Source organism: Streptomyces sp. SN-593 (assembly GCF_016756395.1).
In the GTDB taxonomy this organism is placed as follows: Bacteria; Actinomycetota; Actinomycetes; order Streptomycetales; family Streptomycetaceae; genus Actinacidiphila; species Actinacidiphila reveromycinica.
This window is the reverse complement of the sequence record NZ_AP018365.1, coordinates 296,834-319,326: the sequence shown is the minus strand read 5'-3', so window position 1 is coordinate 319,326 and position 22,493 is coordinate 296,834. Positions and strand designations below refer to the sequence as shown.

The 22,493-nt window shown below is 75.9% G+C and carries 20 protein-coding genes and 2 pseudogenes; 8 read left to right on the top strand and 14 right to left on the bottom strand.

Going from position 1 to position 22,493, the window contains the following annotated elements; translation table 11 throughout:
• Nucleotides 1-9: 9 nt before the first annotated feature.
• The 3 genes and pseudogenes from RVR_RS01360 to RVR_RS01350 all read left to right on the top strand — a co-directional run.
• Nucleotides 10-693: pseudogene (locus RVR_RS01360) on the top strand (glycosyltransferase family 2 protein); the annotation flags it as partial.
• Between the two features lie 302 nt (nt 694-995).
• Nucleotides 996-1,625 carry a TIGR04282 family arsenosugar biosynthesis glycosyltransferase gene (locus tag RVR_RS01355; RefSeq protein ID WP_202232019.1) on the top strand — a complete coding sequence of 210 codons (630 nt, stop codon included), beginning with the start codon at nt 996-998 and terminating at the stop codon, nt 1,623-1,625.
• Nucleotides 1,622-2,440, top strand: a complete 819-nt coding sequence (locus RVR_RS01350; protein ID WP_202232018.1) for a class I SAM-dependent methyltransferase — start codon at nt 1,622-1,624, stop codon at nt 2,438-2,440. Before RVR_RS01355 ends, RVR_RS01350 begins: the two co-directional genes overlap by 4 nt.
• Nucleotides 2,441-2,582: 142 nt before the next feature.
• On the opposite strand, the gene RVR_RS01345 is transcribed toward RVR_RS01350, so the two are convergent.
• A complete protein-coding gene (locus RVR_RS01345; protein ID WP_202232017.1) occupies nt 2,583-2,963 on the bottom strand; it encodes a VOC family protein in 381 nt (126 codons plus the stop codon).
• 121 nt (nt 2,964-3,084) lie between these two features.
• Here RVR_RS01345 and RVR_RS01340 point away from each other — a divergent pair, with 121 nt between their 5' ends.
• Both RVR_RS01340 and RVR_RS01335 read left to right on the top strand, forming a co-directional pair.
• The gene (locus tag RVR_RS01340) at nt 3,085-3,339 is read left to right on the top strand and encodes a hypothetical protein (RefSeq protein ID WP_202232016.1); all 255 of its coding nucleotides are present in this window, start codon (nt 3,085-3,087) and stop codon (nt 3,337-3,339) included.
• A 78-nt stretch (nt 3,340-3,417) separates the two neighbouring features.
• Nucleotides 3,418-4,542: pseudogene (locus RVR_RS01335) on the top strand (protein kinase family protein).
• Nucleotides 4,543-4,703: 161 nt separating this feature from the next.
• Here RVR_RS01335 and RVR_RS01330 read toward each other — a convergent pair.
• The 9 genes from RVR_RS01330 to RVR_RS01290 all read right to left on the bottom strand — a co-directional run bounded on the left by RVR_RS01330 (nt 4,704) and on the right by RVR_RS01290 (nt 14,984).
• On the bottom strand, nt 4,704-6,116 hold the full coding sequence (locus tag RVR_RS01330) for an FAD-binding oxidoreductase (protein ID WP_202232015.1): 1,413 nt from the start codon (nt 6,114-6,116) through the stop codon (nt 4,704-4,706).
• A complete protein-coding gene (locus RVR_RS01325; protein ID WP_202232014.1) occupies nt 6,113-7,078 on the bottom strand; it encodes an NAD(P)-dependent oxidoreductase in 966 nt (321 codons plus the stop codon). The genes RVR_RS01330 and RVR_RS01325 overlap by 4 nt, the downstream gene beginning before the upstream one ends.
• Complete coding sequence (locus tag RVR_RS01320) at nt 7,075-8,628, bottom strand: carboxylesterase family protein (RefSeq protein WP_202232013.1); 1,554 nt, start codon at nt 8,626-8,628, stop codon at nt 7,075-7,077. The genes RVR_RS01325 and RVR_RS01320 overlap by 4 nt, the downstream gene beginning before the upstream one ends.
• Nucleotides 8,625-10,010 carry a CapA family protein gene (locus RVR_RS01315; protein WP_202232012.1) on the bottom strand — a complete coding sequence of 462 codons (1,386 nt, stop codon included), beginning with the start codon at nt 10,008-10,010 and terminating at the stop codon, nt 8,625-8,627. Before RVR_RS01315 ends, RVR_RS01320 begins: the two co-directional genes overlap by 4 nt.
• A 12-nt stretch (nt 10,011-10,022) precedes the next feature.
• The gene (locus RVR_RS01310) at nt 10,023-10,910 is read right to left on the bottom strand and encodes an amino acid ABC transporter ATP-binding protein (RefSeq protein WP_272933050.1); all 888 of its coding nucleotides are present in this window, start codon (nt 10,908-10,910) and stop codon (nt 10,023-10,025) included.
• Nucleotide 10,911: 1 nt separating this feature from the next.
• Nucleotides 10,912-11,862: an amino acid ABC transporter permease gene (locus RVR_RS01305; protein WP_202232011.1), complete on the bottom strand. Its 951-nt coding sequence runs from the start codon at nt 11,860-11,862 to the stop codon at nt 10,912-10,914.
• A 75-nt stretch (nt 11,863-11,937) separates the two neighbouring features.
• Entirely contained in the window at nt 11,938-12,918 is a 981-nt protein-coding gene (locus RVR_RS01300) for a transporter substrate-binding domain-containing protein (protein WP_202232010.1), read from the bottom strand.
• 321 nt (nt 12,919-13,239) lie between these two features.
• Nucleotides 13,240-14,118, bottom strand: coding sequence for a sulfurtransferase (locus RVR_RS01295; protein ID WP_202232009.1), 879 nt, complete (start codon nt 14,116-14,118; stop codon nt 13,240-13,242).
• The gene (locus tag RVR_RS01290) at nt 14,115-14,984 is read right to left on the bottom strand and encodes an alpha/beta hydrolase (protein ID WP_202232008.1); all 870 of its coding nucleotides are present in this window, start codon (nt 14,982-14,984) and stop codon (nt 14,115-14,117) included. The genes RVR_RS01295 and RVR_RS01290 overlap by 4 nt, the downstream gene beginning before the upstream one ends.
• A 443-nt stretch (nt 14,985-15,427) precedes the next feature.
• Here RVR_RS01290 and RVR_RS01285 point away from each other — a divergent pair, with 443 nt between their 5' ends.
• On the top strand, nt 15,428-16,279 hold the full coding sequence (locus RVR_RS01285) for a LysR family transcriptional regulator (RefSeq protein WP_202232007.1): 852 nt from the start codon (nt 15,428-15,430) through the stop codon (nt 16,277-16,279).
• A 100-nt stretch (nt 16,280-16,379) separates the two neighbouring features.
• On the opposite strand, the gene RVR_RS01280 is transcribed toward RVR_RS01285, so the two are convergent.
• Together RVR_RS01280 and RVR_RS01275 are read right to left on the bottom strand one after the other, a co-directional pair.
• Complete coding sequence (locus tag RVR_RS01280) at nt 16,380-16,607, bottom strand: hypothetical protein (protein WP_202232006.1); 228 nt, start codon at nt 16,605-16,607, stop codon at nt 16,380-16,382.
• Between the two features lie 151 nt (nt 16,608-16,758).
• The gene (locus RVR_RS01275) at nt 16,759-17,949 is read right to left on the bottom strand and encodes a zinc-dependent alcohol dehydrogenase (RefSeq protein WP_202232005.1); all 1,191 of its coding nucleotides are present in this window, start codon (nt 17,947-17,949) and stop codon (nt 16,759-16,761) included.
• A 206-nt stretch (nt 17,950-18,155) separates the two neighbouring features.
• Here RVR_RS01275 and RVR_RS01270 point away from each other — a divergent pair, with 206 nt between their 5' ends.
• Entirely contained in the window at nt 18,156-19,757 is a 1,602-nt protein-coding gene (locus RVR_RS01270; protein WP_202232004.1) for a CYTH and CHAD domain-containing protein, read from the top strand.
• Nucleotides 19,758-19,870: 113 nt separating this feature from the next.
• Here the strand turns inward: RVR_RS01270 and RVR_RS01265 are convergent, their stop codons facing one another.
• Together RVR_RS01265 and RVR_RS01260 are read right to left on the bottom strand one after the other, a co-directional pair.
• Nucleotides 19,871-20,443, bottom strand: coding sequence for a PH domain-containing protein (locus tag RVR_RS01265; RefSeq protein ID WP_202232003.1), 573 nt, complete (start codon nt 20,441-20,443; stop codon nt 19,871-19,873).
• 33 nt (nt 20,444-20,476) lie between these two features.
• Entirely contained in the window at nt 20,477-21,454 is a 978-nt protein-coding gene (locus RVR_RS01260; RefSeq protein WP_202232002.1) for an alpha/beta fold hydrolase, read from the bottom strand.
• Nucleotides 21,455-21,638: 184 nt separating this feature from the next.
• On the opposite strand from RVR_RS01260, the gene RVR_RS01255 reads away from it, so the two are divergent.
• Nucleotides 21,639-22,229, top strand: coding sequence for a TetR/AcrR family transcriptional regulator (locus RVR_RS01255; protein ID WP_202232001.1), 591 nt, complete (start codon nt 21,639-21,641; stop codon nt 22,227-22,229).
• The last annotated feature ends 264 nt before the right edge of the window (nt 22,230-22,493 follow it).

Genomic DNA, 22,493 nt, shown 5'->3' with positions numbered 1-22,493 from the left:
ATCACTACGGTGGCGCAGGTGACTGCTGATTCCGTCGATGTCGTCCTGCCCTGCCTCAACGAGGCCGCCGCCCTGCCCTGGGTCCTCGAACGGATCCCCGCCGGCTGGCGGGCCGTGGTCGTGGACAACGGCTCGGACGACGGCTCCGCCGAGGTCGCCCGCGCGCTCGGGGCGACGGTGGTGCACGAGCCGCGGCGCGGCTTCGGCGCCGCCTGCCACGCGGGCCTGCTCGCCGCCACCGCCGCCACCGTGTGCTTCTGCGACTGCGACGCCTCCCTCGACCCCGGGCTGCTGACCGGGTTCGTCCGGGAGATCGCCGCCGGCCGCACCGACCTGGTGCTGGGCCGGCGCCGCCCGGTCGGCCGCGGTGCCTGGCCGGCGCACGCGCGGGCCGGCAACGCGGCACTCTCCCACCTGCTGCGCCGCCGTACGGGGCTGCGCCTGCGCGACCTCGGTCCGATGCGGGCCGCCCGCCGGGAGGCGCTGCTCGCCCTCGACCTCACCGACCGGCGCAGCGGCTACCCCCTCCAGATGGTGGTGCGCGCCGCCGACGCCGGCTGGCGGGTGCGCGAGACGGACGTGCCGTACCTGCCGCGTACCGGCACGTCGAAGGTGACCGGGACCTGGCGCGGCACCTGGCACGCGGTCCGGGACATGCGGAAGGTGCTCGCGGAGCCCGCCACGGCGCCCCTGGCGCACGCCCGACCGGCGCGTCCGGCGTCCTCCGCCCCTCCGGCGCCGGTGCCCGCTCCCGCGCCGGCCACGGCGGACCGGCCGGGCGGCGAGTACGGGTCCCACGGTCGGCGCCGCACCTGTGAGGGCGGCACCGGCACGGGAGCTGCGCGCCTCGGGGACGCGGCGGCGCACGGCGAGGCGGCGCTGTTCGACCGCGGCGAACCGTCCCACCCCGGCGAACCGCCCCACCCCGGGGCGCCGCACGGTCCGGTCGCGCCCGCTCGCTCGGGCGCGGACACCGCCGGGGGAGGGCGCGCGCGATGACCGACCTGATGATCATCGCGAAGGAGCCGGTGCCCGGCCGGGTCAAGACCCGCCTGACGCCGCCCTTCTCACCACAGGAGGCGGCGGAGCTGGCGCGGGCCGCGCTGGCCGACTCGCTCGCCGCGCTGGCCGCCGTACCCGCCGCCCGGCGGGTCCTGGTCCTCGCGGGCGAACCGGGGCCCTGGCTGCCGCCGGGGTTCACGGTCCTTCCGCAGGTCGGCGGCGGCCTGGACCAGCGGCTCGCCGCGGCGTTCGCCGACTGCACGGGACCCGCGCTGCTGATCGGCATGGACACCCCGCAGGTCACCCCCGAACTCCTGTGCGCGGGTGCGGACTTCACCGACCACGACGCCTGGTTCGGGCCGGCCGCGGACGGCGGCTTCTGGGCGCTGGGACTCGCCGTTCCCGACCCGTCGCTGCTGCTCGGCGTGCCGATGTCGCAGCCGCGGACGGGCGCGCTCCTGGAGGCGCGGCTGCGTGCCGCGGGGCTGCGCACGGGCCGGCTGCCGGAACTGCGTGACGTGGACACCGCCGCCGACGCGCTCGAGGTCGCCGCCCTCGCCCCGGCGACCCGGTTCGCCGCCCTGTACCGCAGCATCACCGGCGTGCCCGAGGGGGCGCGATGAGCGGCACGACGACGGGCACGGTGGCCGGCGCCCCGGCCGCGGCCGCCCGAGGAGGCGGGCAGTCGGCCGGGCGACCGGCCGGGCGACTGGGCGGGCCGCGTCCCGCCTCCGACCGGGCGGGCGGCCCCGGTGGTCCGGCGGCCGCCGGCACCGTCCCGACCGGACCGACGTGGGGCGACGACGCGTACGCCCGTGCGCTGCGCGCGGGAGCCGGCCCGCTCTTCCTGCGCCGGCCCGACGGCTGGCTGCTGCCGCTCGACCTCGACCGGTGGCTCGCCGACGCCGACGCCACCGACGAGAGCGTGCTCGCGCAGTGCAGCGGCGCCGTCCTGGACATCGGCTGCGGGCCCGGCCGGCTGGTGGCCGCCCTGTCCGGTCGCGGCCACCGCGCCCTCGGCGTCGACGTCAGCCCCGCCGCGGTGGCCCGGACCGTCCTGCGCGGCGGTGCCGCCCTGTGCCGCTCCGTCTTCCACCCGCTGCCCGAGGAAGGCGGGTGGAACACCGTGCTCCTCCTCGACGGCAACATCGGCATCGGCGGCGACCCCGCGGCGCTGCTGCACCGCGTCGCCGCCCTGCTCGCTCCCGGCGGCAGCCTGGTCGCCGAAGCCGCGGCCGTGGACGTGGACGAGCGGTGCGAGGTGCGCCTCGACGACGGCCGCGGCGGCGTCGGCAGCCCGTTCCCGTGGGCGCGCGTCGGCCCCGCGGCGCTGCGCCGCCACGCCGGCCGGGCGGGATGGACGACGACCCGCGCCTGGCACCACGGCGACCGCCACTTCCTCCAACTCCGCCCGGCCGTCGGGGGCCTGCCGGCCTGATGGCCCGTCGGGCGGGCCGGTTCCGTCGGGCGGGCCGGTCCCGCGCGGCGGGTGGCTGCGACCGGACGATCGGCAGGGCGGGCGGCGGCGTACGGGCGCGCGGTGCGCCGCGTGCGACGGGTTCACGCCGCCCCGTGCGCGGTCAGGGCCAGACCCTGCCCTGCGCCCGGAAGGCACCGGCGTCGCTCTCCACGGGCAGGACGCGGAGCAGGTGACCGCCGGGTGCCCGCAGCACGCGGCGCTCCTGCCACCGCGAGACCTCCTCGGCGCCCAGCGCGGTCAGGCGCGCGGTCTCCGCCACCACGTCGTCGGTCTCGACGTCCAGGTGCGTCCGCGGGGTGTCGTCGACCGCCTGGACGGCGGCGACCAGACCCGGCAGGGCCCGGTGGTGCGTGGTGAACTGCGGTGCCGGCGGGAACGGGCGGGCGGTGGCGCCCAGGGCCGCCGCCCGGAAGTCCGCCGCCTCGGCGGCGGTTGACTCCCGGGCGTCGATGACCAGGGCGTGGCCACGGCTCCGGTGCACGGGTGCCTTTCTCGGGGCGCCGGGGCCGGTGGGTCGGCCGGGGCGCGCGGCGGTCGCGGGCCGGACGCCAGGCGCCCGCCGGGGCCCGCGAGGAGGGGCGAAAGGTACGTATCATGGACATATGGGTACGGCCGGAAGCCAGCGTGCGGCGGACCCGGACACCGGGCCCGCGTGCCCCGTCTGCGGCCGGCCCGTGGCGGAGGAGGTCACCCGGTACAAGACGATGGGCATCGTCGTCCCCGTGTGGGAGCCCGGCACCTGCCGCAACCCCGACTGCCCCGAGGGCGCGTCGGCCGAGGGCGACCACGGCAAGGACGACGCCCGCCCCGACCCCCTCGGCTGCCTCCACCGACTCCGCTCCACCGACCGGCCGTAGCCCACCCGCCAGCCCCGGTCCCCACCCCGCCCGCGGTTGCCGGCGGATTGTCCCGGGGCGGAGGTGAGGCCGGCTGGCATGATCTGCGGTGTGAGTCCTGATGCTCCGCTGGAGCCCCCGACAAAGGAGGAGACCTCGTCGGATCACGCCGCGCGCGTCTTCGCGTACGCGACCGTGGGAGCACGGCTGTCCCTGTTCAGCGATCGGCGCCTCGCGGACGCCGTGGCCGCCGCGCCGGGACTCGGCTCCGGTATCGGCGGGCGGGCGGCGGAGATGGACGTCGAGGGGCGGCGGGTCTTCGTCAAGCGGGTCCCCCTGACCGACACCGAGTTGCGGCCGGAGCACCGACGGTCGACCGCGAACGTCTTCGAGCTCCCCCTCTTCTACCAGTACGGAGTGGGGTCGGCGGGGTTCGGCGCCTGGCGCGAGCTGGCGGCCCACCTCATGACCACGGGCTGGGTCCTGAAGGACGAGTACGCGGGGTTCCCCCTCCTGTAGCACTGGCGGATCCTGCCCGACCGTGCTCCCAGCGGCTTCGCCGACGAGTTCGGCGGCATCGAGGGCGCCGTCGCCCACTGGGACGGGTCGCCGGCCGTGCGCCGTCGGCTGGAGGCCATCGGCCGGTCCGCCTTCAGCCTGGTGCTCTTCCTGGAGTACGTGCCCCAGACGCTCGCCGACCTGCTCGGGCGGAGGCGGGACGCGGCCCGGCCGGACCCACCGGGAGCCCCGTCCTACCGGTGGGTCGAGGACGAGCTGCTCAGGGGAACGGAGTTCATGAGCGCGCGCGGGCTGGTCCACTTCGACGCGCACTTCGCCAACCTGCTCACCGACGGCCGGCGGGTCTACTTCGCGGACTTCGGCCTCGCGTCGAGCCGCGCGTTCGAACTCTCCACACAGGAGGCCGGGTTCCTCGCCGACCATCTGGTGTACGACCGCTGCCGTGCTCTGGGCCACCTGCTTCGCCACCATCTGCCGGACAGCGTCCGGGGCGGCAGCGAGCACGGAGCGTTCCTGCGCGCGTGGGTGGAGGGGCGCAGACCCGACGGCGTTCCCGCCGACATCAGCGCGGTCGTCGACCGGCACGCCCGGCACGCCCTCGTCGTGGACGACTTCCACCACCGCCTCCTCACACGGAGCAAGCGCACCCCGTTCCCCGCCGCCGAGGTCCGGCGCGCCCTCGCGCGGACGTGCGCTTCGCCGTAGCGGAGCCGCCCCGGGCGGTCACGGCTGCGGGTGGAGGGGGCCGCGTCCTGCAACGCGTCGACGCTTCCGGACATCGCGGCACGTGGCGCGGCTCGAAGGCGGTCGCGTCGTCGGGGTCCCGGCAAAGCCGGCAACGGGCCGTGTCGGTCACCGGGGTGCTGTCAGGGGCGGGGCGCCCGGGGGCGGGGCGGCTCCGCGGCGAGCGCCTTTCCCGGGTTGAACAGGCCGCGCGGGTCGAGGGCGCGCTTGATGTCGCGCTGGAGCCGGCGGTTGGCGGCGTCGAGCTCCCGGGCGAGGCCGCCGCGTTTCAGCAGGCCGACCCCGTGTTCGCCCGTCACCGTGCCGCCCAGTTCCAGGGCGGCGTCCATGATCGCCTCGAAGGCGGCGGAGGCCGCGGCGAGAGCGCCCTCGTCCCCGGCCCGGGCCACCACCGTGGGGTGGAGGTTCCCGTCGCCGGCGTGGCCGAACGTACCGATGGTCAGCCCGTCGGCGGAGAGCGCCTCGACCCGGGCGATCAGCTCGCCGAGCCGGCCGCGCGGCACGGCCACGTCCTCCAGGAACAGCCGGCCCAGGCGTTCGTAGGCCGGATAGGCCAGGCGGCGGGCGGCGAGCAGCAGCTCCGACTCGGCCGGGTCCGAGGACGACACCACCTCGGTGGCGCCCGCCTCGCGCATGGCCCGCTCCAGCAGGACGGCCTCCTCGCGCCCGGCCTCGCCGGGCTGGTCGGTCTGGCCGATGAGCAGCGCCGCGGCCCCGGTGTCGAGCCCGAGCGGCCGGTACTCCTCCACGACGCGCATCGTGGTGCGGTCCAGCAGCTCCAGCAGGCTCGGCCGCATCGCCGTGACGATCGTGCCCACCGCCGCCGAGGCCGCCTCCAGCGAGGGCAGGACGCCGACGACGGTGCGCGCCGGGGCCGGCAGCGGGAGCAGCCGTACGGTCGCCTCGGTGATCAGGCCGAGCGTCCCCTCGCTGCCCACGAACAACCCGGTCAGGTCGTAGCCGGCCACGCCCTTGATCGAGCGGTGGCCGAGCCGGGTGACGGAGCCGTCCGGCAGCACCACCTCCAGCGCGAGCACGCAGTCGCGGGTCACGCCGTACTTCACGCAGCACAGCCCGCCCGCGTTGGTGGCGACGTTGCCGCCGATCGAGCAGAACTCGCTGCTCGCGGGGTCGGGCGCGTACCAGAGGCCGTGCTCGCGGGCCGCCGCCCGCAGGCGGCCGTTGAGCACCCCGGGCTGCACGACGGCGACGCCGTCGACCGGGTCGATCTCCACGATCGCGTCCATCCGGTCGAGCACCACGCTCAGCGCGCCCTCGACGGCGTTCGACCCGCCCGACAGCCCGGAGCCCGCGCCGCGCGGCACGATCGGCACGCCGTGCTCGACGGCCAGGCGCACCACTGCGGCCACCTGCCCGGTGGTGCGCGGCCGTACGACGGCGAGCGGATGCCCGGCGCCGAGGCCCGGCGCCCGGTCGTGGCGGTGCGTCTCCACGAGGTCGGGGTCGGTGATGACGTCGTTCGCCGCAAGCACCGCCCGCAGGCCGTCGAGCAGGGCCGGGCCCTCGGTGGTCACGGGGCCTCCTGGGTCTCGGGCACGGCGAGGGGATGGCGCGGCGTGCGTCCGGCGGCGGCGGCGAGCACCGCCTCGGCGGCGGTCCGGCCGTTGCGGGTGAACGTCTCGTGGCTGGAGGCGCCCACGTGCGGCAGCGCGTAGACGGCGGGATGCGACAGGAGCGGGTCTCCCGGCTCGGCGGGCTCGCGGGCGAACACGTCGAGGGCGGCACCCGCCAGCCGCCCGGACTCCAGCGCGGCCAGCAGGGCTCCCTCGTCGATCAGCGCGCCCCGCGCGGTGTTCACCAGGACCGCACCGGGGCGGAGCCCGGCCAGGAACGCGGCGTCCACCAGCGCGGGGGCCCGCGGGACGGCCGGCAGGTGCAGGCTCAGGACGTCGCTGCGCGCGCGCAGGACGTCGGGGCGGACCAGCGTGACGCCCAGCTTCCCGGCCAGGGCCGGGACCGGCGTGCGCGTGCAGGCCAGCAACTCGACGTCGAAGCCGGACAGCAGCCGGGCGACCGACTGCGCGACCGCGCCGAAGCCGTACAGACCGACGGTCCGGCCCGACAACTCGCCGCCCGCGCGAGGCGCCCACCGCCCGCGGTCCAGGGCCGAGGCCATCTCGTGCAGGCCCCGCAGAGCGGTGATCATCATCGCGACGGTCGCCTCCGCGACGGCCGGCGCGTTGCCGCCCGGGGCGTAGCTGACCGTCACGCCCCGGGCGGCGGCCGCGGCCAGGTCGATCCGCTCGTAGCCGGTGCCGAAGCGGTGCAGCAGGCGCAGCCGCGGGAACCGGTCGAGCCGGGCCGCGTCCCACCGGTCGCCGGTGGCGATCACGTGGGCCACGTCGGCGAGGTCGTCGCGGCGGTCGACGTCCGCCGACGGGAGCTCGACCACGTCGAACCCGGCCGCGCCGAGCCGCTCCACGGCGCCCGGGCACTGCGTGACGAACCCCTGGACGGTGGTCAGGACGCGCGTCACGGCCGGCCTCCGGTCGACGGCTCCCGCGTGCCGCCCGGCCGGACCTCGACGCGGTCGGTGTCGACCGGCGCCGCCCAGTGGCAGGTGATGTCGCGGCCGGCCCAGAACGCGCGCAGGTCCGCCAGCGGGTCGTGCTCGTCGCGTACGGGGTCGTCCCAGCGGCGGACGACACGATCGGGCGGGGCGTAGGGCGCCCAGCCGGGATCGCGCCGGTGCAGGAAGCCGCGCAGCGACCCCTGCATCCGGCCGGAGACCGAGCCCGGAGCGGCACCGGCGGCCGCGCCGTTGCCGAACCAGTGCGCGACGTCGGCACCGTGGGCGGCGACCCCGTCCGTGGCGCCGCTGCCCGGCCCGGTCCACTCGAACTGGCTCACCCAAGTCGTCCCGCCCGCCCGTGCGGCCCGCGCGTCGGCGATCCGCAGCGCGAACGCGTGGAAGCTGGTCTCGGCCCGGGCCCTGCCGACCAGCCGGCCGTCGTCGAGCCCGGGGTGGAGCGCCCGGTAGCGGGCGGTCGCCTCGGCCGGCACACCGACCTGGCCGAGCTCCCACGCCACCCGCGCCGGACCGAGGGACGCGGCCGGCACCCACTTGCGGTGCGCGTTCTCCTCACGCGTGAAGGCGAGGACCGCCGGCACGTGCGCCCCGCGCCCCGCGACCAGCGCTTCGACGACGTCCTCCGGCACGGCCTCGCCGTCCTGGTGCACCCCGATCCACAGCGCGCGGTCGGGCTGGTGGCGCACGGCGGGGGTCCGGCTCCAGGCGAGGAGTTCGGCGGGGGAGACGTCGCGCAGGCCGTCGAGGCTCGCCTCGGTGCCGGTGTAGCGCTCGAACGCCGACGTGCTGGCCTGTGCGGCCGCCGCCGTGGAGAGGCACTCCTGCGCCCCCGACATGCTGATCGCCGCGTGGAACAGCCGTCCGGCCGCCGGGAGCGTCAGCAGCGCCAGCACGAGGGAGCCCCCCGCCGAGACGCCGGCGATCGTCACGCGGGACGGATCGCCGCCGAACGCCTCGATCTCCTCGGCGACCCACTCCAGCGCGGCGAGGACGTCGCGCAGCCCGCGGTTGTCGTCACCGCCGCCCACCGGCATGAAGCCCTCCAGGCCCAGCCGGTAGGACAGGGACACCACCACGACACCGGACGCCGCGGTGGCGGTCGGCTCGTCGTCGGGGTCGTTGGGCGAGCCGAAGATCAGGCCGCCGCCATGGATCCAGACCAGCACCGGCAAACCCGCGCCGCGTTCCGGCACCGGCGTCGTCACGTTGACGTAGAGCGGGTCCTCCACCAGCGGGTGGCCGCGCACGACCCGGGTGTCCAGCCAGTCGGGCGCGTGCTGGCCCACCGGGCCGGGCGTGGTGGCGTCGCGCACCCCGGACCAGCCGGGGTGCGCGACGGGCGCCTTGAAGCGCAGCGGCCCGACCGGCGCCACGGCGTAGGGGATGCGGCGGAAGCGCGTGACCCCGTCACGGGTCCGCCCGCGCACCGCCCCGGCGCCGGTGGCGATCACCGGTGCGGCGGGGTCGCCGGGGGGCCGGCGTCGGGTGGCGGTCATCGGGCGGCCCCCGCGGCGCCGGTCCCGGGCCGCAGCGTGGCCACGCCCCGCTCGGCGTCCCAGTCCACCCGCGTGCCGAAAGCGGCGCTCATCCGGGCGAGTTCGGCGACGCCGTCCGCGGCCTCCTCGGGCGCCGGGCGGCTCGGGATGCCCCGGCGGGAGGGCGTGGCGCGGTTGAGCCCGAGGTCGGTGGGGACCAGTTCGACCCGGACCCTCGGCCCTTCGCCGCCCGGGTGGTCGCCCGCGGCGCGGCCGGTGTCGTCGATGTCGAGCACGGCCAGCGCGCCCCGGCTGAACCGGGCCTCGCCGTAGAAGCCGGTCGGGGTTCCCTCCTCGTCGCGGGCCCTGCCCCGATGCAGGTCGGAGGGCCGGGAGTCCGGGCCGAGCCCGTAGCCCGCGTAGTTCTCGGGGGTCAGCCGTTCGCCCATCTCGAACTCGTAGAGCAGGCTGCCCAGGGAGTAGAAGATCGGCCGGCCGCGGTGGAACTCGACACCGCGCAGCATGTGGGGGCCGTGCCCGAGGAAGGCGGTCGCCCCCGCGTCGATGCAGGCCCGCGCGGCGTGCTCGACGAAGGAGGCGGACCGGTCGTGGTACCAGCCGTCCTCGACGCCCTCGTGGCAGTGCAGGCTCACCAGGACGACCTCCGCGCGCCGGGCGGCGTCGCGGACCGAGGCCACGATCGAGGCGAGGTCGCCGGCGTCGCACCAGTACCGGACATCGGGGCGCGCGCCCCGCTCGATCCGGACGTGCCCCTCGAAGACCGAACCGAACTCGAACACGTCCGGCCCCGGATCGGGCCGCACCTCCACCCGGTCGGTCTCCCGGTGGGCCGCGGCGGTGCCCAACAGCTCGTCGATCGCGCGCAGTTGGGCGAACTGCTCCTCGGGAAGCACGTACGCCTGCCCCCAGCGCAGGGGGTTGAGTCCGGCGCGTGCCGCCACGTCGAGCCCCGCCTCACCGGCGAGGAACTCGTACGAGCGCGTGGACGAGGCCGCGACGAGGGCGACCCGCCCGGCGCGGGTGTCGAGGAAGGACGCCGCGCGGGCCTCGGTCAGGCTGCGCCCGGTCCCGGCGAAGGCGAGGCCGCGCTCCTCGCACGCCGCGATCGTGTCGAGCACGCCCTGCGGCCCGAAGTCGGCCGAGTGGTTGTTGGCGGTCGAGAGCAGGTTGACGCCGACGGAACGCAGCTCGTCGAGCACCCAGGCGTGGTTGCCCATCGGGAACTTGCGCGGCATCGGCGGCGTCCCGACGCGCGGGCAGCAGAACTCGGCGTTGGCGAAGGTCGCGTCGGCCTTCGTCATCAGGTCGACCAGCTCGGGGTCCAGCCGGTCGGCCAGTCCACGGCTGGCGAAGATCGCGTCTCCACCGGCGACGATTCGCATGCGGTGCGGCTCCTAGCGTGAGGGGGTGTCGGGACGGGCGCGGACGGCGGGCTCGGCGCCGGCGGCGGGCGCGGGTACGGGCTGCTGCGCGGGGGTGCTCGGGGACGCCGCGGGCGCGAGGCGCCGCAGGAAGCGGCGCGTGCGTTCGTGGGCCGGGGTGTCCAGGACCTGGGAGGGGGCGCCGAGCTCGATGATCCGGCCGTCGTCCATGACGGCGATACGGTCGGCCGCCTCGCGGACGAACCCGATCTCGTGGGTGACGACCACCATCGTCATGCCGGAGTCGGCGAGGTCGCGCATGACGGCGAGCACCTCGCCGACCGTCTCCGGGTCGAGCGCGGAGGTCGGCTCGTCGAAGAGCAGCAGGTCGGGCCGCATGGTCAGCGCGCGGGCGATGGCGACCCGCTGCTGCTGGCCGCCGGAGAGCTGGGACGGGTAGCGGTCGGCCTTGTCGGCCAGGCCGACCCGCGTGAGCAGCTCGCGGGCGTGCGCCTCGGTCTCGGCCCTGCTCCGCTTGTGCACGAGCTGCGGGGCCAGGCACAGGTTGCCCAGCACGGTGTGGTTCTCGAAGAGGTGGAAGTGCTGGAAGACCATGCCGACCGCGCGGCGCTGGGCGGCCAGCCGGCGGTGCGGCAGCTTGCGCCGCCGGCCGCGGTGCAGCTCCTGGCCGAGCAGTCGCCCGTCGAGCCAGACGCCGCCGCCCTCGTAGTCGACCAGGCGGTTGACGCAGCGCAGCAGCGTGCTCTTGCCCGATCCCGAGGGCCCGATCACGCCGAGCGTCTCGCCGCGGTGCACCTCCAGGTCGATGCCGCGCAGCACCTGGGTGTGGCCGAAGCGCTTCTCCAGCCCCGCGACGACCAGCAGGGGCTCCGCCGTGCCCGGCGACTTCTCCGGTGCCATGTCAGCGACCTCCCCCGTCGATCGTCATGAGCTCCAGCTCGGCCGCCGCCCGGTCGTTGCCGCCGCGGACCTCGGCCTGCCGCCGGGAGCGGTTCGAGCGCCGCTCCAGCAGGCTCTGCCCGGCGGTGGCCAGCACCGTGAGCACGAGGTACCAGAAGGTCGCCACGAAGAGCATCTCCAGGGTGCGGAAGTTGTTGGCCGCCAGGTTGGTGGTCACCGTGAGCAGGTCGCCGCCGGCCACCACCGAGACGAGGCTGGTGGCCTTGAGCATGTTCACGACCTGGTTGCCGGTCGGCGGGATGATCGTGCGCAGCGCCTGCGGCAGGACCACGTGCCGCATCGTCTGGGCGCGGGTCATCGCCAGGGCCTCGGCCGCCTCGGTCTGCCCGCCGGCGACCGAGAGGATGCCGCCCCGCACGATCTCCGCCATGTACGGCGCCTCGTTGATCGACAGCGCGACGACGGAGGCGACGAAGGGCGTGAACACCTTGTTCGTCGGCTGGTCCACCAGGGTCAGGTGGACCAGGGGCACCGTGAGGTGGACGGTGTCGAAGAAGAGGCCCAGGTTGCCGATGATCAGGATCTGCAACAGCAGCGGCACCGAGCGGATCACCCACACGTACATCCAGCTCACGGTGCGCAGGTAGCGGTTGGCCGACAGCCGCATCAGCGCCACCGCCACGCCCAGCACGATGCCCGCCGCCATCGCGATGACGGACAGTTCGACCGTCGTCACCAGGCCGTGCAGCACCTCGCCGCTGAAGAGGTACTTCCGCCACACGCCCCAGGTGAGCTTGGGATCGGCCGCCACGAACGCGACGACCTTCCAGGCGATGACGGCCGTGACGAGGAACGCGACCACCTGGCCCAGGTGCCGGGAGCGCTCGGGCGGCGCGGACAGCTCCTCCCGCCGGCGCGCGGCCGCCGGCTGCGGGGGAACGGTGTCGGTCATGGTGGACCCTTTCTCGATGGGGCGTCGGGGCCGGCCGGAGCCGGCCGCCGGCCCGCCCCGCCCGCTCGGCCTCGGTCAGCCGGCGGTCAGCACCGAGGGCGCCGGAGACGGCGCCACCGACGGCACGGCGGACGCGGCCTTGTCCCGGGTGACCGAGGTCTTCGCGCTGGACGACAGGCCGTACTGCTGGAACAGCTTCTGGTAGGTTCCGTCCTTGATCATCGAGTTGAGCGAGGCGGCCAGCGCGTCGGCCAGCGCCGCGTCGTCCTTGCGGAACCCGAAGCCCATGTTCTGGGCGTAGGTCTGGAAGTTCGACACGACCTCGTAGCTGGCGCCGTGCTCGGCGGCGTACGGCGAGCTCAGGCCGCTGCCGATCTGGGCGTCGATCTGTCCGCTCTGGAGGGCGGCGAGGGTCTGCGTGCCGCCGCTGTAGGTGCGCACGTTGATCTTCGGGTCGCCGTCGGCGACGCAGCGGGCGCTCTCGGCGTTGGTGATCGCCACCTGGGTGGTGCCGGCGATCATGCCGATCGTCCTGCCGCAGACCGAGTCCCAGCCGGTGATCTTCTTCGGGTTGCCCTTCGGCACGTCGAAGACGATCGAGTTGTAGGCCCAGTCGACGAACGTGTAGCCGGCCTGCTGGCGCTCGGTGGTGTCGTTGAACGTGGGCAGCATGTCCACCCGCTTGGCGCTCAGCGCGGTCGGCCAGGTGCTGGAGTCGGCGATCAGCACGGGCGTGACCGTCAGCCCCAGACGCTTCGCGGCCTCCTCCGTGACGGAGAACACCAGCCCCGGCTGGGACGTGCCCTTGGCGAACATCAGCGGCGGCTCGGCGAAGTCGGTGGCGAGATGGATGGTGCCGGCCGACTTGTACGAGCCGGGGACCATCTGCTGAAGGCTCGCGTACGAGCCGGACGAGGCACCCGCGCTGGAGGCGGCGCTCGGGGTGTCGCCGCTGCCGGAGCTGCTGGAGCTGCAGGCCGACAGGACGGCCGCCATCGTCGCCGCGATCGCGGGAAGGACGAGGAGGCGGCGGTGGCGTGCGGGGGAGGGGCTCATCGGTGGTTCCGTTTCTGGGGTCTGGAAGAAGGGGCGCGGAGGTGGCGGCCCGGTGCGCCGCGATGGTCGGCGGCGCGGGACCCCGGCACCGCCCCGCGCGGGGGCCGGCCGCGCGCGGGGAGCGGGCCGGGCCGCGGGAGGTCCGGGTCGAGCGGCGGCCGCCGGACCGGTCGCAGCGGCGGACGGCGGCCGGACCCGTACGTGCACGCGCCGAGCGGGAACGCCGTCCCGGCGGTCTCCGCGGCCGCGGCGCCGGGTGCGCCGAGCGCTCGGGCGGGCCGGGGGAGGCGGCACCCGCACGGGATCGGGGGCGTCACACCGTCATGAGGGACCGCCCTGCGGGGTCGGGCCGAGCACCACCGGGCGGTCGGGATCGCCGATCCACTGGCTCCACGAACCGGCGTAGAGCGCGGCGTGGACGCCCGCCGCCGCGAGGGCGGCGATCTCGTGGGCGGCGGTGACGCCCGAGCCGCAGTACACCCCGACGTCGGACGTGCCGGTGGCGCCGAGGTGCCGGAAGCGCTCCCGCAGCGCGGGGGTGTCCAGGAACTCCCCGGTCGCGGCGAGGTTGTCCGTGGTCGGGGCGCTGACCGCGCCGGGGACGTGACCGGCCTTGGCGTCGACCGGCTCGACCTCCCCGCGGTACCGCTCGGCCGCGCGGGCGTCGAGCAGGACGCCCTGCTCGGCCAGGCGGGCCGCGCCGGGGGCGTCGAGCACCGGCAGGAGGCCGCCGGCGAGTTCGACGTCCCCCGGCGCGGCCGGGGCGGGCTCGCCGCTCTCCAGCGGGCCGCCGGCCCGGGTCCAGGCGCCGAGGCCGCCGTCGAGGAGCCGGACGTCGCCGACGCCGCCCCACCGCAGCAGCCACCAGGCACGCGCGGCGGCCAGCCCGGAGGTGTCGTCATAGACGACGACCCGGCTGTCCGCCCGTACGCCCCACCCTCGTGCCGCCGCCTGGAGCCGGTCCGCGGACGGCAGCGGATGCCGGCCTAGGGCGGGCGCCGGCGGTGCGGCCAGCTCCGTCTCCAGGTCCACGAAGCGGGCCCCGGGCAGGTGGCCCGCGCGGTAGCGCGGCCGGCCGTCGGTGGCGCCGACGGCCCACCGGACGTCGAGCAGCACCGGCGGCGCCGGGCTGGCGAGGTCCCGCTCCAGCTCGGCGGCCGTGGTCAGGACGGTCCGCCGGGTGGTGTCGGTGCCGGTCATCTTCCGCTCACCTCGCCGGAGCCGGCCGCGGACCCGGCCGCGGGCACGGTGGCGGCCGCGGTGGCGGCCGCGGGGGTGGTGCCGGGCGTGGGTACGGGCCCGGGCGTGGACGCGGGGCCGGGCCCGGGCAGCTCGCGGACCGCGATCTCGGGCAGCGCGGCGCCGAGCCGCAGCCGCTCCAGGAACAGCAGCACCGTGGCCGCGGCCACCCGGTGGTTGCGGTCGTTGAGCGCGTCGTGCGGGCCCTCGGCGAGGGCGTACAGCTCCACGTTCGCGCCCTCCGCGTAGCGCTCGCGCGCCGCGTCGAAGGGGCTGACGGTGTCGGACCGGCCGTGCAGACCGAGCACCGGAACCGTGACGCGGGACAGGTCGGCCGCGTCGAACCACGCGTCGGGCAGCGGCTCGTTCAGGGCGCCGGGACGGAAACCGGGGTCCGAGCCGAGCAGCCGGCCATGGGTCGGACAACTGGTGCGCGCCTCGATCTCGGACGACCCCTCGCCGGGCGGGGCCGCGGGTGCGCCGGTGACCGGCAGCCCGGCCAGGACGAGCCCGTCGACGTCGGCACCGCCGGCCGCCAGGGCCACCGCGAACAGGGCGCCGCCATCGGAGCCGGCCAGGACCCGCGGGGCGGGCAGCGCCGGATCGTTGAGCAGCGCCCGGATCTGCGCGGCGACCGCGTCGGGGTCCTGCGCGGGGTCGCCCACCGCCCGGACGAGGTAGGCGTCCGCGCTGATCCGCTGCCCGAAGCGGCCGTACAGCGCGGGGTGTTCGCCCCGTCCCGGCACCACGATCACGGTGCCGCGGGGTGCGATGGCCGGCGGGTTGTCCCAGGCGGCGAGGGGGTGATCGGTCGGGGCAGCGCTCACGGGGGTTCCTGGTTTCTCGTCCGGTGCCCGGCCGGCGGCCGCGAGAGCGCGGACCGGCGGCGGACACACCTGTACGGGGGAGAGGAGCGGTTCCGCCCGACAGCGGAAGGAGAGCTCGGAGAAAGGACAACGAGGAGGCGTCATCGGCCGCCGGACCGCCGGTGCGCCCGTGCCGTTCGAGGGGCCGGGCGGCGGCGGTCACCTACAGCGACACGCGCTCGACGTCGCCGTTCCGAAGTCGATGACCCGACGCTTGGTCAGGCAGGGGGACGCAGCCGGCAGCGACGAGGGGGCCGTGCCCCGCCCGCCGGGCGTACCGGCGGTCTCCTCGTGCTGCAACGTGGTCATAGCCGTAAGAATGATCGACAACATCGGCAATGTCCAATATGGATTCGTAATGTCCATCGATCATGAATTGCGATCGGTTCTGCTAGGGTCGGGCCATGCCGACGGTCCTCGACATCCCCGCCCTGCGCAGTTTCACCGCCATCGCGGACTGCGGCGGGTTCCACCGTGCCGCCGAGTCGCTGCGGCTGGCGCAGCCGACGGTCAGCCAGCACGTGCGCCGGCTGGAGAACGCGCTGGGCCGCCCGCTGGTGGAACGCCGGGGCCGCGGAACCGGGTTCACCCCCGACGGCGAGATCCTGCTGGCCGAGGCCCGCGTCATCCTCCAGGCGCACGACAACGCGCTCGAACGCCTCGGCTCGGCCCGGCGCGACCTGCCCACGATCGGCGTCGGCTCGACCGAGCACGCCGCGGACCGGCTGCTGCCCAGGATCAACCAGGCCCTCGGCGCCGCCTTCTCCGACTGCCAGGTCACCTTCCGGATCGACCGGGGCAGCAGGCTCGCCGACGCGCTCGGACAGCGGACCCTCGACGTGGCGCTGCTGATCGGCGCCGCCCGCGGCCCGAAGAGCCACTACGTCGGCGACCTGCCCCTGGCCTGGTACGCCGCGCCCGGCTGGGAACCGCCCCCGGACGCGCATCCGTTGCCGCTGGTCGTCATCGACGACCCCTGCACCATCCGCCGCCAGGCGCTGCGCACCCTGGCGGAGGCCGGCCGCCGCGTGACGATCGTCGGCCAGGCCGGCCATCTCGCCGGCGTCCTGCACGCGGTGCGGGCCGGCGTGGGCGTCGCGCTGATCGCCGACGTCGGCCGCCCCCCGGAGGGCCTTGAGCGGCGGGACGACCTGCCCCCGGCACCGCCCGAGCCCCTGCACATAGGGGCGCGCGCAGGGGCGACGGACCGGCTCGTGGCGACGGTGGTCGACACCGTCCGCGCCGTCCTGGCGTGACGCCGGCGCCACGGATCCGCCCGCGCTCCGGCTCCGGGACGCCCGCGCTCCGGCTTCGGGACGCCCGCGGGGTGAGCGCCCCCGGTCCGGGTACGGGCGGTCAGGCGGCGTGCCGCCGCTTCTCGGCGGGTTCCGTCCCGCCGAGTGCTTCCTCGGGGTCGTGGGGACTGCGGGGCACCAGGTGCAGGCCGGTCCGCGGGGCGGCCGCGACGGCGGTGTCCGGCTGGAGGGCATCGGCGGGGGGACGGGACAACCACTCCTCGATCCGGTCCATCCCGAGCAGCAGGAATCCCGCGGCGGGCAGCACGAGTACGGCGACGATGATCACATGAAGGACCCCTTCGGCACGGGTAGGAGGGCGGGCGGACGAAGGCCCGGCGCGGATCGCGTACCCGGCTTCTCAAGGCGCGCACCGGCGAGGTGTGAACATCCGGTGAACGTCACCGCCGCCGCCCCGGGCGCCACCACGGGGCCGTCCCTCAGGGCGTGAAGAGGATCTTGATGGCGCCGTCCTCCTTCTTCTGGAACATCCGGTAGGCGTCCGGTGCCCTGTCCAGCGGGAGGTGGTGGGTGGCGAAGTCGTCGACGCCCAGGGGGTCGTCGTCGGTGAGGAGGGGGAGGATGTCGTCGCTCCAGCGGCGGACGTTGGCCTGGCCCATGCGCAGGGTGAGCTGCTTGTCGAACAGGGTGAGCATCGGCAGCGTGTCCGCGGCTCCGCCGTAGACGCCGCTGATCGAGACGGTGCCGCCCCTCCTGACCAGGCCGATGGCCAGGTGGAGGGCTCCGAGCCGGTCCACGCCCGCCGTCTGGGTCAGTTTCGCCGCCCACTCCTGCGGCAGGAGGGCGGCGGCGCTCTGGACCGCCTTGGCGACGGGGCTGCCGTGCGCCTCGGTGCCCACCGCGTCGACCACGCTGTCGGGTCCCCGTCCGTCGGTGAGCTGGCGGACGGTGTCGGTCAGCTCGGCGGCGGAGTCGAACGAGTCGAGGTCGAGGACGATCGTGCCGTCCTGCTTGGCGCGGGCGAGGCGCTCGGGCACGCGGTCGATCCCGATCACCGTCTCCGCGCCCAGGTGGTGGGCGACGCGGCAGGCCATGGCACCGATGGGTCCGAGGCCGAGGACCGCGAGGGAGCCGCCGGCCGGGACGTCGGCGTACTTCACGGCCTGCCAGGCGGTGGGCAGGACGTCGGAGAGGTAGACGAAGCGGTCGTCAGGGGGTCCCTCGGGCACCTTGATCGGACCGAACTGCGCCTGCGGCACGCGCAGGTACTCCGCCTGCGCCCCGGGCACGGCCCCGTACAGCTTGGTGTAGCCGAACAGGCGGGCTCCCATGCCGTGCTCGGTGACCTGGGTGGTCTCGCACTGGGTGGGCAGGCCCCGGCGGCACATCCAGCAGGTGCCGCAGGCGATCTGGAACGGCACCACGACGCGGTCCCCCACCGCGAGGCCCCCCACCGCGGGCCCGACCTCCTCCACGATGCCCATCGGCTCGTGCCCGAGGATGTCCCCGGCGGTCATGAACGGTGTCAGGACCTCGTAGAGATGCAGGTCGGAACCGCACAGCCCGGAGCTGGTGACGCGGATGACGGCGTCGGTGGGTTCCTGGACGGAGGGGTCCGGGACGTTGTCGACGCGGACGTCGCGTTTGCCGTGCCAGACGGTGGCTCGCATGACGGCTCCTTCTCCTACGGGTCGGATCGTCCCCTCGTGCGCGCTTCCCGACCCGGGTGTCCCGATACCCGGAACCGAAACAGCCCCCCGGGCGGATCCGGCGGGGAGGGCCCGCACCCGGAGGCGGTCGGCGCGCGGCCCTTCCGTGCACGCGCAACGGTCCGCCGGCGGTGTTCGGACCGCCCGCGCCCGGGAAGGCGAACACCATGACGGCAACCCCTCTCGAACAGGAAGTGACCCTCGAAGGCGCTGGCCCGCTGGAGCCCGCCCGCCTGCGCTCGCTGCCGAAGGTGAGGAAGGTGGTGGAGGCGCCGCGCGAGGAACTCGACGCCGTCTACTACGACACCGCCGGACTGCGGCTGCTCTCCCGCGGCATCACCCTGCGCCGCCGCAGCGGCGGCCACGACGAGGGCTGGCACCTCAAGCTGCCCGCGGACGGCGGCAGGCGCGAGGTCCACGCGCCCCTGCGGGCGGGCCGGCCCGGAAAGGTGCCCCGCGAGCTGGAACGCAGGGTCCTGGCCTACACCAGGGGCCGCCCGCTGGGACCGGTCGCCCACCTGCGCACCCACCGGCAGCGCCACCTGCTGCTGGACCGCAGCGGCCGCACCCTCGCGGAGGTCGCCCAGGACGAGGTCGACGCGCACGTCCTCGACGTGGAACGGCTCCGTACCGCGGCCGCGCCGCCCGCCGACCCGGAGGGCGCGGACGGGGCCGCCGGGGTGGACGGGGCAGCCAAGGCGCACGGCGGCACGAGCACCCGGGTCGTGCACTGGTCCGAGGTCGAGGTGGAGAAGGACCGGGGCGACGACGCGCTGCTGCGCGCCGCCGACGGCTGGCTGCGCGCCCACGGGTGGAGCCGGCCCGCCCGGACCGGCAAGCTCGACCACGCGCTGGGCGCCGCGCTGTCCCTGCCGGCGGAACCCGACACGCCGCCCCGCCCGCGCCCCGGCTCGGCCGGGGAGTGCGTCATGCGCCGGCTGTCGCGCCAGATCGACGTCCTCCTGGAGACCGACGCGGCGGTGCGGGCCGACGAGCCCGACGCGGTGCACCGGATGCGCACCACCAGCCGCCGCCTGCGCAACCTGCTGCGCGACAACCGGTCCCTGCTCGACCGGCGGCGTACCGACCCCGTCGCCGACGACCTGCGCCGGCTCACCCGGGCGCTCGCCGGAGCCAGGGACCACGAGGTGCTGGCCGCGGACCTGCCCGCGCAGGCGGCCGGCCTGACCGGGCCCGATCATCCCGCGCTCGCCCGCCGCATCGCCGAGCAGGAGGCGGGGCGGCACGCCGAGGCGCACCGCGCCGCGGTCGCCTGGCTGGAGCGGCCCCGCTACTACGCCCTGCTGGACGCGCTCGACGGGCTGCGGGCCGAACCCCCCTTGCGGCCGGGGAAGGGCGGCCGGCCCGCGGCGAAGCACCTGCGCAAGGTCGTCGGCCGCGACCACGACCGCCTCGTGCGGCGGATGAGGGCCGCGGGACGCGCTCCCGAGGGGCCCGCTCGCGAGCAGGCGATCCACCGGACCCGCAAGGCGGTCCGCAGGGCACGGCACGCCGCGGAGACGGCGCTGCCCTACGCCGGCAAGCGGGCGAAGCGGTACCGCAAGCGGGCCAAGGCCGTACAGGGCGTGCTCGGCGCCCACCAGGACGCCGCCGTGGCCAGGGCCGAACTCCCCGGCCTGGCGCGGGACGCCCACCGCGAGGGGGCGGACACCTACGGCTACGGCCGGCTCCAGGCCGAGCAGGACCGCCGCGCGGCCGCGGCGCTGGAAGCCCTGCCGTCCGCCTGGAAGCGGCTGCGTCCGTACTGAGCGAGCCGGTCACCACCGGGCGACCTGGCCACCACTGGGCGACCCGGCCACCTGGCCGTACGCCCCCACGCCCGGCGACGCCACCCGGCGCCCTCCCCGCCCGGCCCGGCGGTTCAGTTCTCCAGCGCGACGGCGACGACTCCGACGACGGCCGTGATCAGCGCAGCGAGGATGATCCCGGCCCACGCCGGCGTCACCCGGCTCCGCAACCGCCGCTGCGGCTCGAAGCGCGCGGCGGGCTCGGTGGCCGACCTCCACCAGCGCAGGATGCGCGCGTAGTCGGTGTCGAACCCCGGGTTGGGGTGGGAACTGCTGTCCTGGAGCGCCGGCAGGGAGCGGCGCCGCCCGTTCGCCAGAGTGAGCCGGGCCACGCGCACGTTCCCGTACTGGCTCCTGGTCTCCCGCACGTCGATCCACCTGACCTCCTGCCAGGAGTAGGCGCGACCACGCCCGAGACCCCAGCAGAGGGCCACCCCGCCGGCCCCGACCCTGGTCCAACTGCGCAGCACCAGGCAGAGGATGACCCCGACGAGCGCACCCGTCCCTCCCAGCACCCAGCAGAATCCCGTCGCGCCGAGCTTGGAGAAGGCGACGACTCCTTCGACGGCCGCCCCGCCCCCGACCGCGAGGACATGCGGCCAGGACAGGTGGTACCGGTCTTTCCCCCGGAAACTCAGTTCGTCCACGGCACGCACCCTACCGGCGGTCCTCGAACGTCCTCAGCGGGTCGGGGACTTGGGAGCGGGCCGCTTCCCGTGCCGGTCCTCGGTGGCGAAGGCCGTCAGTGCGGCGGCGACGGCGCCGGGCTGCTCGTCCGGGATGAAGTGGCCCGCCTGCGGCACGACGGTCCCGGTGACGTGGTCGGCCCACGGCCGGACGGAAGCCGCCATGTCGGGGATGGAGCCGTGGCTGCCGGAGATCCCGAGGACCGGGACCGCTAGCCGCCGCCGTTCCAGCGCCCGGCGGTTCGCGCGCGCCGACTCGGCGGCGTGCCGGTAGTAGGCCAGGGAGGCGCTCAGGCCGCCGCCGGCTGCCACGGACGCCGCGTACCGCTCGACGTCGGCGTCGTCGAAGGCGTCGGAGGAGAGGGCCTTGGCCTCCAGGAACGAGCGGACGTACTCCCGTTCGCGGCCGGTGAGCAGTACCTCCGGCAGGTCGGGCACGAGGTGGAAGGCGAAGTGCCAGGTCTTCCACGCCAGCGCGGGGTCGGTCGGAACGGCGTCGGGGAGCGTGATGCCCGGGATGCCGGCGTCGAGCAGGGCCAGGCCGCGCAGCCGGCCCGGGTGCTTCAGGGCGAGGGAGAAGGCGACCCACGCGCCGATGTCGTGGGCGGCCAGCCAGTACGTCCGGACGCCGAGCGCCTCGACCGCGGCGTGGACGTGCGCGGCGACCGTGTGCGTGTCGTAGCTGATGTCCGGCCGTTCGGAGTGGCCCTGGCCCGGCAGGTCGATCGCGAGGACGCGGAACCGGTCGGCCAGCTTCGGTATCACCTTGTGCCATGCCCACCAGGTCTGCGGGAACCCGGCGAGCAGCACGACCGCCGGACCGTCCGGCCGACCCCCTTCGACGGCGTGGAGCCGGACGCCGTCCGCGTCGACCCAGCGGTGGGCGAATCCGGCCAGGTCGGGCAGCGGCAGGTCGCCCACCGGGTTGCCGGAGGTGCGGGAGGCGCCGGAGGTGCTTGCGGGGGCCTTCATGGTTCTCCTCCACGGGTGCGGGGGTGCGGGGGTGCGGGGGTGCGGGGGTGCGGGGTGGCGGGGTGCGCCTGAGACCCGCGGGGCCGGGCCGTGACCACGCCTCACCCTAACCCATCTTGAACTGGATGGTTCAAGATGGGAGGATGGCCTCACCCGGGAAGGGCGAGCGAGAGCGAGGAGCGGCATGGCGGGCAAGAAGCGGTTCGACGTCGCCACGGCGCTCGACGCCGCGATGATCCAGTTCTGGCGGGCCGGCTACGCGGACACGTCGGTGGACGACCTGTCCCGCGCGACCGGGCTCAACCGCAGCTCCATCTACTCCTCCCTCGGCGACAAGGACACGCTCTTCCTGCGCTGCCTGGAGCGCTACACCACGCGCTACGGGGACAGGTACGACGCCGCGCTGTCCTGCGCCGCCGACCGGCCCCTTGCGGCCGCGCGGGCGTTCTTCGACGTCACCCTGGAACGGATCGCGGACCCCGCCCTGCCCGACGGCTGCCTGGTGGCCCAGACCGTCATGGCGACCCCCGCGCTGAGCCCGGGCGTCGCGGCCCGTGTACGGGAGGCGATCGGCTTCCAGCACACCCGCCTGCGCGCCGCCCTCACGGCCGCCCGGCTGCCCGACGAGGCGGCCGGGCCCCTCGCGGTCCACCTCGCGGCCGTGAACCAGTCCCTCGCCGTCATGAGCAGAGCCGGAACGGACACGGAGCAGTTGCGCGCCGTGGTCGAGGTGGCCCTCGGCGCGCTCGCGCGGACCCTGCGCGCCGACGGCTGAGAGCCCCGGCCGGCGGACCCCGCGGTCCGTCCGCGATCCCCGCGAGGAGGTGGCGGCGCCCAGGCGGCGTCGGGTGAATCCGACGCGGACGTCATAACCGATCTTGGTATCCCCTCGTTCACCGCGTGGGCGCCGAGGCCCTTCGGCGCCCGTCGTCCCTTCGGAGGGGAAGTTCACACGTGAGGCCTCAGGCCACCGGCACGCGTCGGAGCGCGGCACCGCGGCAGACCGCCGAGCAGCGTCGGACCGCCGACCGCGAAACAA